General features: G+C 63.6%; 13 protein-coding genes, 2 tRNA genes, 1 other RNA gene and 1 pseudogene. 5 read left to right on the top strand and 12 right to left on the bottom strand.

Annotated elements, in window-relative coordinates:
• From FYC77_RS01325 to FYC77_RS01345, 5 genes are all read right to left on the bottom strand, one after another.
• Entirely contained in the window at positions 1-930 is a 930-nt protein-coding gene (locus FYC77_RS01325; RefSeq protein ID WP_149079694.1) for a replication factor A, read from the bottom strand.
• A 130-nt stretch (positions 931-1,060) separates the two neighbouring features.
• Entirely contained in the window at positions 1,061-1,297 is a 237-nt protein-coding gene (locus FYC77_RS01330; RefSeq protein ID WP_149079695.1) for a hypothetical protein, read from the bottom strand.
• Positions 1,298-1,363: 66 nt separating this feature from the next.
• Positions 1,364-1,957: a MogA/MoaB family molybdenum cofactor biosynthesis protein gene (locus tag FYC77_RS01335; protein WP_149079696.1), complete on the bottom strand. Its 594-nt coding sequence runs from the start codon at positions 1,955-1,957 to the stop codon at positions 1,364-1,366.
• A gap of 35 nt (positions 1,958-1,992) precedes the next feature.
• Positions 1,993-3,327 carry a CobW family GTP-binding protein gene (locus tag FYC77_RS01340; protein WP_149079697.1) on the bottom strand — a complete coding sequence of 445 codons (1,335 nt, stop codon included), beginning with the start codon at positions 3,325-3,327 and terminating at the stop codon, positions 1,993-1,995.
• On the bottom strand, positions 3,328-4,533 hold the full coding sequence (locus FYC77_RS01345; protein WP_149079698.1) for a GTP-binding protein: 1,206 nt from the start codon (positions 4,531-4,533) through the stop codon (positions 3,328-3,330).
• 104 nt (positions 4,534-4,637) lie between these two features.
• Between FYC77_RS01345 and FYC77_RS01350 the strand changes: the two genes are divergently transcribed.
• Together FYC77_RS01350 and FYC77_RS01355 are read left to right on the top strand one after the other, a co-directional pair.
• Positions 4,638-5,060 carry a CopG family ribbon-helix-helix protein gene (locus FYC77_RS01350; RefSeq protein WP_149079699.1) on the top strand — a complete coding sequence of 141 codons (423 nt, stop codon included), beginning with the start codon at positions 4,638-4,640 and terminating at the stop codon, positions 5,058-5,060.
• Between the two features lie 340 nt (positions 5,061-5,400).
• Positions 5,401-6,843: a PAS domain-containing sensor histidine kinase gene (locus FYC77_RS01355; protein WP_149079700.1), complete on the top strand. Its 1,443-nt coding sequence runs from the start codon at positions 5,401-5,403 to the stop codon at positions 6,841-6,843.
• A gap of 75 nt (positions 6,844-6,918) precedes the next feature.
• Here FYC77_RS01355 and FYC77_RS01360 read toward each other — a convergent pair.
• Positions 6,919-6,991 (bottom strand) — tRNA-Asn (locus FYC77_RS01360).
• A 95-nt stretch (positions 6,992-7,086) separates the two neighbouring features.
• Here FYC77_RS01360 and cca point away from each other — a divergent pair.
• A complete protein-coding gene (gene cca, locus FYC77_RS01365; RefSeq protein ID WP_149079701.1) occupies positions 7,087-8,508 on the top strand; it encodes a CCA tRNA nucleotidyltransferase in 1,422 nt (473 codons plus the stop codon).
• 118 nt (positions 8,509-8,626) lie between these two features.
• On the opposite strand, the pseudogene FYC77_RS01370 reads toward cca, so the two are convergent.
• From FYC77_RS01370 to FYC77_RS01385, 4 genes and pseudogenes are all read right to left on the bottom strand, one after another.
• Positions 8,627-8,965: pseudogene (locus FYC77_RS01370) on the bottom strand (arsenic resistance protein); the annotation flags it as partial.
• A gap of 67 nt (positions 8,966-9,032) precedes the next feature.
• On the bottom strand, positions 9,033-10,040 hold the full coding sequence (locus FYC77_RS01375; protein ID WP_149079702.1) for a histone deacetylase family protein: 1,008 nt from the start codon (positions 10,038-10,040) through the stop codon (positions 9,033-9,035).
• A 1-nt stretch (position 10,041) separates the two neighbouring features.
• Positions 10,042-10,473 (bottom strand): histone family protein, encoded by a 432-nt coding sequence (locus FYC77_RS01380; RefSeq protein WP_149079703.1) that lies wholly within the window; start codon positions 10,471-10,473, stop codon positions 10,042-10,044.
• 65 nt (positions 10,474-10,538) lie between these two features.
• Positions 10,539-11,987, bottom strand: a complete 1,449-nt coding sequence (locus FYC77_RS01385) for a single-stranded DNA binding protein (RefSeq protein ID WP_149079704.1) — start codon at positions 11,985-11,987, stop codon at positions 10,539-10,541.
• A gap of 273 nt (positions 11,988-12,260) precedes the next feature.
• Between FYC77_RS01385 and FYC77_RS01390 the strand changes: the two genes are divergently transcribed.
• Positions 12,261-12,333 (top strand) — tRNA-Arg (locus FYC77_RS01390).
• Between the two features lie 456 nt (positions 12,334-12,789).
• On the opposite strand, the gene FYC77_RS01395 is transcribed toward FYC77_RS01390, so the two are convergent.
• Both FYC77_RS01395 and rnpB read right to left on the bottom strand, forming a co-directional pair.
• A complete protein-coding gene (locus FYC77_RS01395; protein WP_149079705.1) occupies positions 12,790-13,548 on the bottom strand; it encodes a hypothetical protein in 759 nt (252 codons plus the stop codon).
• 166 nt (positions 13,549-13,714) lie between these two features.
• Positions 13,715-14,277, bottom strand: an RNA gene (rnpB, locus tag FYC77_RS01400) — RNase P RNA component.
• Positions 14,278-14,383: 106 nt separating this feature from the next.
• On the opposite strand from rnpB, the gene FYC77_RS01405 reads away from it, so the two are divergent.
• Positions 14,384-14,983: a TIGR00296 family protein gene (locus FYC77_RS01405; RefSeq protein ID WP_149079706.1), complete on the top strand. Its 600-nt coding sequence runs from the start codon at positions 14,384-14,386 to the stop codon at positions 14,981-14,983.
• The last annotated feature ends 78 nt before the right edge of the window (positions 14,984-15,061 follow it).

Genomic DNA, 15,061 nt, shown 5'->3' on the forward strand with positions numbered 1-15,061 from the left:
TTACATCGACCTCGCTTTGATCAGCAGTTGTTCTGCATCCGCCGGCCCATCGAGTTCGGAGACATCGTCGGCAAGAACGTATCGGCCGAACGTCGGCCCCTCGATGCGGTAGTAGGTGCCGACGATGTCGTCTGCGATCTCGTCGGCGACGATCGTCGTATCGAGTGCGTCCATCGCCATCTCCTTGGCCTCCTCGAGGCTGAGTCCAGTCAGTTCCTCGGTGGCTTCCTTATCGAAGATGACCTCGTGGGCGTCGATACCGTCGTCGACGACCGCCTTGATCCGGAGGTCGAACTCGCCTTCGACCTCGCCGTGTTCGCTACACCGGCCGTTCTGGAGGACGCGGGTACAGCCCTCAACGGGACAGCGCTTGATGAGTCCGCTGCCGCTTTGCATGTCGACGAGTGCGCCCTCGACCTCGCTCGTGTCGTCGCCGACCTCGATCTCCTCCTCGAGTTCCTCGATAACGGTGGTGCTGTTCAGTTTGACCGAGTACCGGCCCTGGTACTCGTCGGTGACCACGTTCCGGAGTTCGTAGACCCCGCCTTCCTCTAGGCTCGGCAGGTCGGATTTCGCCCACTTGGTGAACTTGATAGTTCCCGTCGGATCGCCGAGCAAGCCGACCTGGGCGACCGAATCGCTCCGGGGGTCCCAGAGTTCGATGACTTTGGCAGTGAGGTCGATCCACTGTTCGGGCTCGTCGACGTCCTCGACGTTGACGTGCTCGCTCGAGCCACTGGAGATGTCCTCGCGTTCGAGACCCGCCTCCTCTAAGTAGTGGTTGGTGACGCTTCGCCGTGCCTCGTCCATCGGTACCTTGTACTCGTCGACGAGCGTGCTCAGGCGGTCCTCGACGTCGTCGACGCTGACGTCGATGTGGTCCGAAAACTGGTCGTGTATGTCGTCCGCGTGCTGTCGTACGTCGCTCATTGTGTCACGCCTCCTCTTTGGTTTCAACGGGAGGCATACCGACGTTCGCGCCCAATAGTATTTAAACTGCCGCCACCGGAGCGAAAGTGAACTGATCGCCTCGAGAAGACGCCTTCGGGTCGGTCGACGGTTAGACTAACCCGGACGTGACCGCGTAGCCGACCGCGCCGACGACGATGAACACGATCGAGATCGCGAGGCCGTACCGCACGAACGAGTCGCCGTCGTTTACGGTTTCGTGTGCGCCGCGGTCGACGACCCGACGCCGATCGATCCGCCCGAGTTCGCCGGCGTGCTCGATGGCGAGGTGCTCGAGATACGCATCCTCGTCGTCGAACGACGCCGCACAGTAGTCGCAGTCGGGCATCGTCTGTTCTCGTGAGCGCACGGACTCAACGGTGTCGGTTCGTTCGTCGATCCTTTCCCCGCTCGCTCACTCCCCGTCGCCGTAGTCCGACAGCGACCCCTCGGTCACGTCCGCACGGTGGCTCGTCGCCAGACCGGCGAGGTGGGGCGCTTCGGGGACGATAAGCTGTTCGCAGGCCGTTCGACAGGCGTTCGTACTCCCGGGCAGACAGAACACTGGCGTGTCGACGGCGATACCCGCTGTCGCGCGCGAGGCCATCGCTCGAGTTCCCACTTCGTCCCACGACAGCGAGCGGAACAGTTCACCGAATCCCGGCAGTTCGCGTTCGAACAGCGACGACGTCGCCTCGGGCGAGACATCGTCTGCGGTGACGCCGGTACCGCCGGTCGTCAGGACGACGTCGATATCGCGACGCGCGACCAGCCCGCGGACCGCCGTCCGGATCGCCGAGTAATCGTCGCGTACGAGCAGTCGCTCTCGAATCTCGTGGCCTTCGGCCTCGAAACACTCCTGGATGGTGTCGCCGCCTGGATCGTCGGGGTCCGCCTCGTCCGACCCCGCGCGTGAACTCGAGACGGTCACGATCCCGACGTAGAGCGGGTCGATGACGTCGTGGCCGTGCTCGTCGGTGCTCCGCCGATCGTCTCTCTCGGTCGTCATGTCGTGTTCAACTCTACGCTCGAGGGCGATAACTGCTAGCGGTTCTCGGCCGTTTGCTCCCGCGCGTCCGCGGACACGGTGGCTGTCTCGCTCATCGCCGTCGGCGCGTCGTTTTCGAACGCGGTCCAGTCGGCGTCCATCTCGTCGTCGGTGAGCAGGCAGTCGTCGAGGCGGTCGGTCAGTGCTCCTATCTCGAGATCGCGGCCGATGAGCGCCAGCCGTGTCTCGCGGTCGCCCCACTGCTCGTCCCACTCGAGGTCCGGCTGTCCCGACCGGTGGCGCTCCTGGCGCTCCGCCGAGAGGCTGGCGATCCAGCGGCCCGTAACCTCGAGGCTCGTCTCCGAACCAGCGAAACTCATCGTGATCGCCTGGCGTTCCCGGCCGGCGATCCAGCACAGACCCTTCGCGCGGACGAGTCCGTCCGGGAGGTCGGCGAGGAGGGCGGCGAACCGCTCGGGGTGAAACGGCCGTCGACGCCGGTAGGTGTCGACTTCGATGCCGTACTCCTCGTGCGGGTGAGCGTGATCGTGGTCGTGGTGGTCGTGGCCGTGATCGTGTCCCTCGCCGCGGTCATGATCGTGGCCCTCGCTGTGGCCGTGATCGTGGCCCTCGCCGTGGTCGTGGTCGTTCCCTTCGTCGTGGGTGTGAGCGACGGATTCGTCCTCGAGTGCCCGTTTCCAGCCCGCCGATTCGCCAGTTTCCTCGAGGTCGAAGCACTCGATTCCAAGGAGGTCGTCGGGGTCGACGCGGCCGTACTCGGTCGTCCTCACGGCCGCGTTCGGCTGGAGGGTCTCGAGTACCGCGACCACGCGGTCGCGTTCGGTCTCGGTCACCAGATCACACTTGTTGACGACGAGCAGATCGCAAAACTCCACCTGCTCGAGGACGAGGTCCGCGAGCGGTCGCGTTCCGGTCTCGTCCGGCCCCTCGATTGCGGGCACCTCGTCGGTTTCCGAGGTCACGAACCGATCGTGGAATCGACGGGCGTCGACGACCGTGACGACCGACTCGAGGTCGTAGACGCCCGCCGCCGGACCGCGGACGAACTGACGGGCGATCGGTTCCGGCTCGCCGACGCCGGAGGCTTCGACGACGAGGTGGTCGAACTCCCGTTCGCGCTGGAGTCGGATCACCGACCGGGAGAGGTCGCCGCTCAGGCTACAACAGATGCAGCCGTTCTCGAGGGCGAGAACCTCTTCGCCGGTCGAGAGATCGGTTCGAGCTTCGACGAGGTCGGCGTCGACGTTCACCGCGCCGACGTCGTTGACGACGAGCCCGATTTCGCGGTCGCTGGACTCGAGCAGACCGGAGAGCAACGTCGTTTTCCCCGCGCCCAGTTCGCCACAGAGGATGGTGACCGGAATCGCCATCTACTGGTTCGTGAGCGCGAGTTCACGTCGCTCTTGCGGTTCGAACGGATCGATGTAGGCGTCCCAGTTTTCGTCCATCTCGTCGTCGGTGAGGACGCAGTCGTCGAGTCGCTCGATCAGGGCGTCTTCCTCGAACTCGCGACCGATGAAGACGAGTCGCGTCATTCGGTCACCCCACTCGTCGCTCCAGTCGTCTTTCAGCCCCGGACGCGCGGCGAAGTACTTCTTGCGTTCCTGCTCGGGGAGAGTCGCGAGCCACTTCCCGGAGGGTCCCGCGCGGACGGAGGTCCCGGCCTTGTCGACGCCCATCGCGACGTCCTCGCGACCGGCGCTCCAGAAAAACCCCTTCGCACGGATGAGTTCGTCCGGCAGGTCCGAGAGCAACGTGGCGATCCGCTTGGGATGGAACGGCCGATCGCGCTGGTAGACGAAGGAGGTGACGCCGTGTTCCTCCTGTGGATCGTGGTGGTGGTCGTGCTTGAGTTCGTGTTTCCAGCCCGCCGAATCCTGCGCCTGCTGGAAGTCGAACCGTCCGGTGCCGAGGATCTCGTCCGGATCGACGTCGCCGAACTCGGTGCGGATGATCTTCGCACGCGGCTGGAGGCGCTCGAGAACAACCTCGATCTCCTCGAGTGCGTCGTCCGGCACGAGATCGCACTTGTTACACAAGAGGACGTCACAGAACTCGATCTGGTCGAGCAACACCTCCTCGGGGACGCGCCCCGAGTCGTCCTCGAGTTGCTGGTTCGTCAGCGCGGACCCCGAGTCGAACGACTCCCAGAAACTGTGAGCGTTGACGACGGTTACCATCGTGTCGAGTTCGTAGGTACCGGTCGGATCGAAGCTCGCATCCTCGAAGCCCATCGCGAACGTCTGTGCGACGGGAACCGGTTCCGAGATACCCGACGATTCGACGAGCAGGTAATCGAACTCGCGGCGGTCGGCGAGTCGGCCAACCTCGTCTAACATGTCCCCGCGCAGACGACAGCAGATACAGCCGTTCGACATCTCGATGATCTCTTCATCGCCAGCCAGATCGGATTGCTTGGCGACGTGCTCGGCATCGACGTTTACCTCCCCCATATCGTTGACGACGACGGCGACATCGAGGCCGTGGTCTGCGGTCAAGACGCGGTTGAGTACGGTCGTTTTCCCCGCCCCCAAGCTTCCGCTCAGGACGGTGACAGGGATGTGATCGTCGTTCATCAGCAAGATGTGAAATAGATATCCGAGCTTGTTAATATTAGTTATTTCGTAACCGGCGCATTTTGAATAACAAATTCTATTATAGTATGGGGACGAATTCATATATGCCAGTCGTCAGCGTCTCGATGCCCGCTGAACTGATCGATCGAATCGACGCACTCGCGGACGAACACGATTACACCGGTCGGAGCGAAGTCGTTCGGGAAGGTGCTCGAACCCTACTCTCGGAGTTCGACGACGATCGCCTCGAGGACCGACAGTTGGCCGGTATCGTGAGCGTCCTCTATGACTTCGGAACGCAGTCGATCGAACACCGAGTTACCGAGATTCGCCACGAACACGAGGAGGTTATCGTATCGAACGACCACAGCCACGTCGACGACTACTGTCTCGACCTGTTCGTTCTCGAGGGCGACCTCGAGTCGATCTCCACGTTCGTCGGAACCCTGCGGACGATCGAGGACGTCGGGACGGTCGATTACTCGTTGATCCCGATCGACTCAGTCGGGAGTCTGCAAGACGTGTAGGCGGTACACCTTCTCTAAATCCTGGTCCGGGCGAGTCGATCGGTCCATCCATCGCGGTCGATCAGCGTTCACTCGAGTCTGCGCTTGCCGAGGTTGGCACGTGTCGTTTGCTCCCCTGTGTCCTCGAACTGGGGCCCGCTGTACAGTGACGTTGTCGCCCCGGAAATCATTCGTATGACATTTAAGTTGGTCGCCGCCGTTATTGTCACAAATCCTTTTTCTTCCGAACGGAATAAACACCGGTTTTCGAGCCGAGTTCGGGGACAGAACGGCGGTACAGTTATTGTCTTTGCTCGATATCTTTCGAAGACGTGACTAACGGTGGTGTGTAATACGATCGATGAGTAGAAGATCCGCCCGGATACCGATCGACTGCTTCGACGACCCCGTCTTCGTCTTCGACGAACGCGGCCGCATTCGAGAGTGGAATCGGTCGGCACTCGAGGCTAGTGGCTACTCCGAAACCGAACTCGAGTCGATGCCGGTCGATCGGATCCTCGGTGGAGCGGAGACCTCCACCGTCGTGGACACGATCGAACAGTGTTCCGACCCCACCGATCCCGTTCGCCTCGAGTCGACGTTCGTCACGGCCGACGGGGAACGGCGTCCGTTCGACTGTACGGTGACTGGATTGGCGGACGACTCCGACGCTCGGGCCGGAATGGTGGTCGCTCGCGACGCCTCCGAGCGAACGGAACTCGAGGACCAACTCCGAGAGACCCGTCACTTTATCGATCAGCTCTTTCACCGCGTTCCGACGGCTCTCTACGTCAAGGATACCGACGCCCGCCACGTTCGGATGAGCGACTACGATATCGCCCCTAGCGACGCGATCGGGCGGACCGACCTCGAGATATACGACCGGGAGTTAGCCGAGGAGACGTACGCGGACGACATGCAGGTGATCCGGACGGGAGAGCCGATCCTCAACAAAGAAGAGTACAATCCGACGGATCAAGAGTGGACGCTCACGTCGAAAGTGCCGTGGTACGACGAGGACGGCGAGATAAACGGACTGATCGGCGTCTCGAGGCTCATCACCGAAAAGAAAGAGTACGAACGGGCGATCGAGCGCCAGAACGAACGCCTCGATAACTTCGCCAGCATCGTCTCCCACGACCTTCGGAATCCGCTCAATGCCGCGGTGGGATATCTGGAGTTGGTCGCAAACGACTGTGACTCCGAGCACCTCCCGCAGGTCGAGCGATCGCTCGAGCGCATGGACGCACTGATCGAGGACCTGCTGGAACTCGCTCGACAAGGGCGGTCGATCGACGAGCGAACGACGGTCTCCCTGGCGTCGATCGCCGACGACTGCTGGGACTCCGTTCGAGCGTCGTCAGCGTCGCTTCGGGTCGATTCGGACGGCACGCTCGAGGCCGACCCGGAGCGGTTGAAACAGGTCTTCGAGAACCTCTTTCGGAACGCCGTCGAACACGGTTCGACGAGCCCTCGGTCGCAAACGCCCGAGGACGCCGTGGAGCACGGCTCCACGAGCGATGCTGACGGTTCTGCAGACGCGATCGAACACGGCGGCGCGGACGTGACGGTGACTGTTGGACGAACCGCCGACGGGTTCTACGTCGAAGACGACGGTCCGGGGGTACCACCGGGCGACCGCGACCAACTGTTCGATCACGGCTATACGACGAGCGACGACGGCACGGGATTCGGGCTCACGATCGTCGAGGAGATCGTCGACGCACACGGCTGGGAGATCGACGTCTGCGAGGGAAGCGACGGCGGACTCCGATTCGAGATCGTCGGAACCGGCACCGAATAACCACGAACAGCCGAAACCTACAGGCCAGACTTCGATCGTTCCGGCCTCCGCGAACGTCCCGGAGAAATCTTCGAGCGCCGAAGCCAGGACTCGAACCTGGGACAACCTCGTTAACAGCGAGGTGCTCTACCATCTGAGCTACTTCGGCTCGATTTCACGTAGTCGGGTGCATTTGATAGGGCTTTCGTTTTGCCTTCCGCCGGTTCGATACGCTTTCACGCATCGCTCGAGTACGACCGTTCAATGAGTGACGAGGATGCCGACCGCGACGATTCCACGAGCGAAGAAATCGCCGGGCACGACGACCCGCCGGACGATTCGGTCCAGGCCGTCGTCGGTCGGGTTCGCGACCGCGTCGACCCCGACGAGAGCGAACGCGAGCGTCTCGAGGCCGTCGCGGATCGCCTCCTCGAGCGAGCGGCGGCCGCGGCGACCGAGCGCTGTCCCGACGCCGACGTCTTACAGGCGGGCTCGTCCGCCCGCGGGACGTGGATCAGCGGCGACCGCGACATCGATGTCTTCGTTCGGTTCCCGCCCGAACTCGACCGGGAAACGCTCGAGGCGTACGGACTCGAGGTCGGCCACGAAACCCTCCCGGACGGCCACGAGGAGTACGCCGAACACCCTTACGTCAAAGGCGAACTCGAGGGGTTCGACGTCGACATCGTCCCCTGTTTCCGACTCGACTCCGCGACCGAGATCCGATCGGCGGTCGACCGAACCCCCTTTCATACGCAGTATCTTCGAGAACAGCTCGACGACGAACTCGCAGCCGACACCCGGATGACGAAAGGGTTTCTGAAAGGGATCGGCGTCTACGGAAGCGACCTCCGAACGCGGGGGTTCAGTGGCTACCTCACCGAACTCCTCGTCTGCGAATACGGCGGCTTTCGGCCGTTTCTCGAGGCCGTCCGTAACTGGCAGCCGCCGATCCGTCTCGACCCGGAAGACCACGGCCGGACCACCTTCGACGACCCGCTCGTCGTCATCGATCCCACCGATCCCGAGCGCAACGTCGCGGCTGTCTGTTCGGCCGAGAACGTCGCCCGTCTCCAACACTACGCGCGTGCGTTCCTCGATGATCCCGACCCCGAGTTCTTCGAGACCGACGAACCGGAGCCACTGGCCGAATCCGAACTCCGGCGTCACCTCGAGCGACGCGACACGACGCCGGTCGCCGTTCGGTTCGACGCACCCGATCTCGTCGAGGACCAGCTCTATCCCCAACTTCGCAAGTCACTCGACGGGATCATCCAGGAACTCGACGGCCGGGGTTTCGACGTCCTGCGTGCGACGGCGTTCGCTAACAGCACCTGCGTCGTCTTCGCTGAACTCGCGGTCGACCAACGACCGGCCGTCGAACGTCACGAGGGGCCGCCAGTTCACGTCAAAAATCACTCACGAGAGTTCTACGACGCGTACGTCGACGACCCCGACGTGTACGGTCCGTTCCTCGATGGCGATCGGTACGTCGCCGAGCGCGGTCGGGAGTTTACGACCGCCCGTGCGTTTCTCGAGAGCGATCAGCTGTTCGACGTCGCCCTCGGGGCACACGTCGCGACGGCTCTCGAGGAGGGGTACGAGATCCTCGTCGGCGAGGACGTACACGCGTTGCTCCCCGAGTTCGGAGCCGAACTCCGTACGTACTTCGAACCGACGCCGTGACCACGGCCGGGGCGAACGCCGAGGCGACCGACGTCAGTCGGCAGACGTCTCTTCGCCGGCAGCCTGTCCGGTGTCGTCGGCCGGCACTCGTCTGCCGTCTTCGGCTCGAACGGCGAGATCACTCGAACCCGCTCGTGGGCGACGCCGTCCGTTCCCACACGCCCCGTTCTCGAAGCCCCAGGAGAAGCTGCGAAACGACGCTCAGTAACGGCAATTCGAGCAACGGACCGATCACCAGCGCCAGCGGAACGAGCGGTTCGTGCGGGAAGGCAACGACTGCGATCGCGAGCGCCGTCGGCGAGTTGCGCGACAGAATCGTACAGTTGAAACAGACGACTTCCTCGTAACTGAACGCGCCAAGGCGTCCGATCGCCAGCCCGAGAACGAAGTTGACGGCGTAGAAGACGACAACGGGGACGGCGAGCAGCGCTAGCACACCGGGGTTGGCGAGAACGACGCTCTCGAGCAAGGTTTCGAACGGCAGTGCAACGAGTTCGCCGGCGAATAAATTGCAGCGGCTACTCTCACTCGTGTGCGTCTGCGACGTCTTCGAGCATCGATTCGACGGCGTCGTTCGGATCCCCGTCCGGTTCGATCGGCTCTCGACCGTCGAACGTCTCGTGGACGATCGCGACGCTATCTGCGAGAACGTCGAGGCCGTACCCGCCCTCGAGGACGAACGACAGTGCGGCGTCGAGCTCCTCGGCGAGCGTTCGCAACCGATCGGTCATCAACGCGTACCCCTCCGTCGACAGCCGGATCCGCGAGATCGGATCGTGCCGGTGCGCGTCGAAGCCCGCGCTTACGATCACCAGATCGGGACCGAACGCCTCGAGCGCCGCGGAGACCGGTCCCTCGATCGCCGCAAGATAGCCGGGATCGCCCGTCCCGGCGGGCATCGGGAGGTTCATCGTCGTTCCCCGCCCGTCGCCCTCGCCGATCTCGTCGACATCGCCGGTACCGGGGTACAGACCCTGTTCGTGGAGTGACACGAAGTAGACGTCGTCGCGGTCGTAGAAGATGTCCTGGGTGCCGTTGCCGTGGTGGACGTCCCAGTCGATAATTGCAACTCGATCGACGTCGTGGACATCGTGATCGAGTGCGTGCTGTGCGGCGACTGCGGCGTTGTTCGCAAAGCAAAACCCCATCGCGTCGTCGGCGACGGCGTGGTGACCCGGCGGACGGCCCAGCGAGAACGGCATCTTCCGGCCGTCGTCACCCTCGAGTGCCGCCTCGACCGCCCAGCAGGCCAGCCCCGAACTGTGACGGATCGCGTCCCACGTCCCTTCGCTTGCCGTCGTGTCGGGATCCCAGTTGCCGCCGCCGTCGGCACAGAACTCCTCGACGGACTCGACGTACGCCCGGTCGTGAACTGCTGCGAGTTCGTCGATATCGCAGGGTTCGGCATCGACGTACTCGACGCCGTGTTTTCGTTTCAGTCGTTCCCGGATGGCCCGCAGCCGGTCGGCCGTCTCGGGGTGGCGTGGACCAGGATCGTGCCCGAGACAGACGTCGCTGTAGCCAAATTGCATCTCACTCGAACAGCGAGAAGTACGTCTCGATGTCGTCGTCGATGATCGTTCGCCGATCGGCGTGTCGCGCGAGGATCGCCGCCGCCCGTGCGACGTTGTCGGCATAATCCTCGAGAATGTCGGCGAGTGCGATCCGTGCGTCCATCGAGACCCGGTACCGGTCGTCGATCTCCAGTCTGGCGATGCGGTCGACCGGCGCGACCGGCAACTCGAGGTCGTCCTTGTCGACGACCGTATCGACCTCGAAGTCCGAGGCCATCAGCGTCTTCCGTCCGTCCGCAGTCGCCCGTTCGGCGGCGTCGATTGCGAGCGCGCTTCCGTGCTCCTGTATCCGCGTTGCGAGTTCCCTGGAGGCGTCGGCGCTCACCCGGAGGTCGTCCGCGTTCCGCCTGATGATCGTATCCACCGGCGCGAACGGGAGTTCGACGTTCATACCTTGATAGGTGAATCTAACTCCCTTAACGCTTTTCCTAGCGTTCGATGAGGATCCTCGACCGCTCAGAAGACGTCACTGGCCTCGAGGCGTCCGTCTGAGACGACACCTCGTACCGTGATCTCTTCGCCGAGGCCCACGTCGGTATCCGTCTCGACGCTCATCGTCGTCTCGCCGTCGTCGAGGACGACTGGGTCCCCGGCCTGGACGACGACGCCGGTAAATTCGACTTCTTCGCCGTCCGCCGCTCCGTCTGTCTGCGCTTGCTCGGAAGGCGTTTCCGCGACGTCGTCCGAGACGCCGGTTTCCCCACCGTCGTCGGAGCCGGTCTCGCTCCCATCGTCTGCAAACGCTGACAGCCCCTCGCTTGTGGAACTCTCTCGATCGTCTGTGTCCGCCCCGGTGTCGGAATCGGTGTCGAGCACCGTAATCGTCGACTGCCAGCCGGCCGATGCCTCGAGGTCGTCCTGCCAGCCGTCCTGAATCTCGACGTCGCCGAGTGCGACCTCGTCGCCGGGGCCGATATCGATGTCTGCCTTTTGGCCCCAGAGTGCGACGCGAATATCGCCGGTCGCGTCCTGAACGCGAATGTTGCGAACCTGTCCCTCGGAGCCGTCGTCCCGATCGAAGGTACGTTTCGGATCCGCCGAACGGACGACTCCCGCGAGGTCGACCGTCTGGCCGATCTCGACGTCCTCGATCGGCGTACTCTCCGGAACGTACTCGATGTCCTCGTCGACGTCTTCGATCGCACCCCGGTTCCCGACGTGCACCTCGAGGCTTCCATCTCGTTCGCGAACGTAGCCGTCGATCACCTCGATCGTCGTCCCAGGGTCGATCTCCTCGGCGAGATCGGCCCGCTCGTCCCAGAGGGTGACGCGTACGCGGCCAGTCGAGTCGCCGACGACGAGGTTCGAGACCTTTCCTTCGGTGCCGTCGTCGCGGTCGAACGTTCGGACGCTGTCGGTATCGAGGACGAGTCCGACGAGGTTGACGTTCGAGAGGCCAAGCGAGAGGCTCTCGACCGTGTGCGTATCGGAGACCTGCACCTCGATCTCCGTATCGTCGTCGGGTTCGACGTCGTCGACGCTCACCTCGACGCCCGAAAAGCCCTCCTTGGGTCGGCCCTTGATTCGGAGCACCTGTCCCTCCTCGAGTTCTTCGGTGGCTGCTTCGGCGTGGTCGTCCCAGAACGCCGCCCGGACGGAGCCGGTCTCGTCTGCGACCTCGACGTTGGCCACCCGGCCGTCCTCGTCCTCGCCGTCCCGTTCGAAGGTGCGAACCTCGCCGATGCTCACCACCTTGGCGACGAACTTCGCCTCTTCCATGCCGGGCTCGATGTCGGCGATGCCGCCGACCTCGCTTTCGCCGACTTCGTGAGCGACGAGCATCGCCGCCGTCTCCTCGTCCGCGAGTCCACCCATCTGCTCGACTTTCGCCTCGACGGCTTCGCGAAACTCCTCGAGAGAAACGTCGGCCTCGAGATCCTCGTAGACGCCCTCGATGTCGCTCATTCTTATGCTCGTGCATGCGTAGCCCGCGCATAAGCGTTGTCCATTCGTCCCGCTCGAGGAGCTCTCTCTCTCTCTCGGGGTCCGGTGTCGCGTTCGTCGGCTGGCTCTCGAGACGAGAGGGGCAAGCAGGGGTGACTCGAGGGGCCAACGGTCGGGTCCACGGCCATACCCCTGCTGGCCGCGGATTCGTATATAAACTCTCGTGTCGGCTGTCATCGACGTTCGGGTCGGGTTCGAAAGGGCTTTAATACTGACCCGGCTACGGGTAGATGAGTCCTGATAGGGTAGTGGACTATCCTCTTGGCTTGCGGAGCCAGGGACCGGAGTTCAAATCTCCGTCAGGACGTTTCTGCCGACACCAAACCGCGAGCGAAGCGAGCGGCTGGTGTCGGTGAAACTCCAGTACGGAGATTTGAGCAGACGAGTCGCAGCCCGGAACGGCGCGAAGCGCCGCATGCCTGGACCGTCTCGGCGAGTTCAAATCTCCGTCAGGACGCTCACTTATCGCGAGTGCTTCACGTTGTTCAGCACTCGCTCTTGCGTTCGGTCCTGACGTGCTCCACGCTCGTGTTCACTCGCGTGGAACTCCGTCAGGACGTTTTTGCCGACACCAAACCGCGAGCGAAGCGAGCGGCTGGTGTCGGTGAAACTCCAATACGGAGGTTTGAGCAGGCGATTCCCAGCCCGAGACGCGAACGAAGTAAGCGACCCGGACCATCTCGTACGGGTTCCTGTCCGTCAGTGCCGGCCCAGCTGTGACCCGTCGGGCGGGTGTGGCGGGTGTTCGGGACAGCAATCCATCTCACTCGGCGTCCGCGTGAGCGATCGTCGCATCGTCGATCGACGCGCCCTCGTGGAGGCGAACGACGCCGCGGTAGGCGAAACAGGTGATGGCTTGCGGGCAGAGCTGTCCGTCCTCGAGCGTGGAGGCGAGACCGATGTCGACGGTGACGTCGTCGCCGTCGTAGTCGACCGCGCGAAAGACGACCTCGTGACACGGCGTCGGTGCGACGATTCGTCCGGCGAACCGGACCGCGTTTCCGTCGATTTCGACGGTAGTGCGTTCGTCCTCGGTGCGCTCGTATCTCGGATCGCAGTCGGTTTCGCGGGACGAAACCGTGGCCTCGAGTACGGGGACGTCGTCGCCGACGCTGGCGTGAACGACGGAGAGGCCGGTGTAGCCACCCGAGTCGGGGAGGGCGAATGGCTCCTCGTAGTCCGCACAGGAGATGACGTCCGGACAGCCCCTCCCGTCGGCTCGTTCGGAGTCGATCGTCACCGATAGCGAGTCGTCGCCGCTTTCGACGTCCGCGAGAACGGGCTCGTGACACGGCGTCGGCGTCGTCACCCGGCCCGCGGCGATCGCTCGCCCGTCGAACAACTCGAGGGAGGCGTGGACGTCGTCACATCGCCAGCTCGCTTCGGGGTCGCCCCCCGTGTGAGATTCGTTCGGCTCGCTCGCGTGATCGTCGTCGGACGCGAGCGCAGAGACGCTCAGTCCGGTCGTGGTGAGTCCGATGCCTGTCGTCGATCGAAGGATGGTTCGGCGTGATGGGGCCATGAGTGTGACTCTCGATCGATGTGCGGGTAAGTCGGGCGCACATCGACGGAATTCACCACGTTCTCCAACTGATTTTCGTTGGTTATACAGTTTGGGTCAACGAATGTTCTGTAAACACGTTATGCTTTAACCGCTCGAAAGAGCGGCCGCTCGAGGGTCGGAAACTGGGTGAGAGGAGTAAGCCCCCTTCTGTTCGTCCCAGCATTCGGCTGAGCGTCCGCGCCGTCCGCGGGGATGCCGCGGGCGTTCGGGCTACCACGGCGCGGACTTGCACCAGTGAGGGTTCGCCGTTCCATCGATCCTCGGCCGTCCGGTCGCAGTCGACCGTGTCGAACACGGTCCACGGTTTCGAACCGTGATCGTCGACTACGATCCTGCTCGGCGGTTTATACCGCCTCACATAACGTGGTCGCGAAGCGACCACGCGGTTCACGGCTAACGCCGTTCACTTATTGGCGACTCTCGCGCCAACAGCGCTCCGAGTCGCCCTCCCTCTGCGGGTTAACTCCCCTTCCTCACGGTCGGGTTCGCGCGCATCATCGGTCGGGCCGAGACGTGTCGTTTCTGTTCCAGAGCCAGCGGTCTCCCGCTCCGGACTTGCGTCCGGTCACCCGCCCGAACGGGTGGGGGGACTTTCCTCGCGAGCGTGACACATCCCGACGGATGGGTCACGGTGGACGACTCCGCCGTTGCCGGCGAACTCGCCGCGGCAGCTGGGCTCTCTCTCCCACGGTGGGTAGGGCCTTCGGCCGAATAAGTCCCCCGGTCGTCGCCCCATTTTGGCTCCCGAAACGAATGGAAGCGTTTTAGGACGAGAACTCCCATGTACTGGTGTATGTCCCAGCGACAGGGCGTCGACCTTTCCTACGAAGACGGGGCGCGCGCCGTCAAACTCGCGCGCGAATCCGTCGAATCCTACGTCGAACACGGCCAACGAGAACAACCGGGGAGCATGCGAGAGGCTTTCTACGAGCGAACGGGCGCGTTCGTTCGTCTCGAGTCCACGCGGGGTCGCGGGAGCCTGCGGGGCTGTGCGGGCGGCTACCGCTCGGATGACCAGCTCGGCCACGTCATCGTCGACGCGGCGATCGAAGCCGCGAGCGAGGACTCCTGTGGCTCGGAGGTCAGCCCCTCCGAGCTTCCGAACCTGACCGTCTCGGTCTGTGCCGTTAGAAACGTCGTGCTCACGGACGATCCACTCGCCGACATGGAACTCGGCACCCACGGGGTCGCGATCGACGGCGGCGAGGGCAGCTGGCTCTACCCTACCGTTCCCGTCGAGAACGGCTGGAGCGAGCGCGAGTACCTCGACCGGATCTGCCGGAAGGCGAAACTCGCCCCGACGGCGTGGCAGGACGACGACGTCGTCGTCACCCTCTTCGAAGGACAGGTCTTTCGCGAGCGGGAGGCCGACGGGAGCATCGAGGAACTGTAGCGACACTCGGTGACGACGACCGAATCGGTACGTGGGCGAGTAGGCCCGACAGTCGATTCTGAAGACGAATCTCTCCTC

Origin of the sequence: Natrialba swarupiae (genome assembly GCF_008245225.1) — an archaeon.
Lineage (GTDB): Archaea > Halobacteriota > Halobacteria > Halobacteriales > Natrialbaceae > Natrarchaeobius > Natrarchaeobius swarupiae.

Coding starts and splice junctions, on each gene's coding strand:
- FYC77_RS01325 (WP_149079694.1), bottom strand. CDS start 930: ATGAGCGACGTACGACAGCACGCGGACGACATACACGACCAGTTTTCG.
- FYC77_RS01330 (WP_149079695.1), bottom strand. CDS start 1,297: ATGCCCGACTGCGACTACTGTGCGGCGTCGTTCGACGACGAGGATGCG.
- FYC77_RS01335 (WP_149079696.1), bottom strand. CDS start 1,957: ATGACGACCGAGAGAGACGATCGGCGGAGCACCGACGAGCACGGCCAC.
- FYC77_RS01340 (WP_149079697.1), bottom strand. CDS start 3,327: ATGGCGATTCCGGTCACCATCCTCTGTGGCGAACTGGGCGCGGGGAAA.
- FYC77_RS01345 (WP_149079698.1), bottom strand. CDS start 4,533: ATGAACGACGATCACATCCCTGTCACCGTCCTGAGCGGAAGCTTGGGG.
- FYC77_RS01350 (WP_149079699.1), top strand. CDS start 4,638: ATGCCAGTCGTCAGCGTCTCGATGCCCGCTGAACTGATCGATCGAATC.
- FYC77_RS01355 (WP_149079700.1), top strand. CDS start 5,401: ATGAGTAGAAGATCCGCCCGGATACCGATCGACTGCTTCGACGACCCC.
- cca (WP_149079701.1), top strand. CDS start 7,087: ATGAGTGACGAGGATGCCGACCGCGACGATTCCACGAGCGAAGAAATC.
- FYC77_RS01375 (WP_149079702.1), bottom strand. CDS start 10,040: ATGCAATTTGGCTACAGCGACGTCTGTCTCGGGCACGATCCTGGTCCA.
- FYC77_RS01380 (WP_149079703.1), bottom strand. CDS start 10,473: ATGAACGTCGAACTCCCGTTCGCGCCGGTGGATACGATCATCAGGCGG.
- FYC77_RS01385 (WP_149079704.1), bottom strand. CDS start 11,987: ATGAGCGACATCGAGGGCGTCTACGAGGATCTCGAGGCCGACGTTTCT.
- FYC77_RS01395 (WP_149079705.1), bottom strand. CDS start 13,548: ATGGCCCCATCACGCCGAACCATCCTTCGATCGACGACAGGCATCGGA.
- FYC77_RS01405 (WP_149079706.1), top strand. CDS start 14,384: ATGTCCCAGCGACAGGGCGTCGACCTTTCCTACGAAGACGGGGCGCGC.